Genomic DNA, 343 nt, shown 5'->3' with positions numbered 1-343 from the left:
TTTATTACCCTGATGGCGCACGATTTCGCGGTGCAGGTCATCGCGCTCGTAAGCCAGCATCTCGTGCTGGTCGAGGGTCATGCCCAGCAGGTGGCCGCTGCCGTAGGTCAGCCAGCTGACCTTGTGCCCGTCCGGACGGATCGTCGCGGTGCGCTGATTGAGCGCGTCGTACTCGTGCTGCCACACCGCGACCATCGGCGTGCCGGTGGCCAGGTAGTGCTGGTGCTCACGGGTCAGGTTGCCCGCTTCGTCGTGGAACCATTGCAGCTTGCTGGCCGCGTTGACGGCCTGGATCAACTGGCCGTTGCCGTCGTAGGCGAAGCTCTCGTTTTGGCTCTGGTTA

General features: G+C 63.6%; 1 protein-coding gene. It reads right to left on the bottom strand.

Translation table 11 applies throughout. From position 1 onward, the window contains the following. The coding region (locus tag NGM28_RS28605) for a hypothetical protein (protein ID WP_252092565.1) at positions 1 to 343 on the bottom strand (343 nt) is incomplete at both ends.

Source organism: Pseudomonas sp. MWU13-3659 (assembly GCF_023757525.1).
In the GTDB taxonomy this organism is placed as follows: domain Bacteria; phylum Pseudomonadota; class Gammaproteobacteria; order Pseudomonadales; family Pseudomonadaceae; genus Aquipseudomonas; species Aquipseudomonas entomophila_E.
This window is presented reverse-complemented; position numbering and strand designations above follow the sequence as displayed.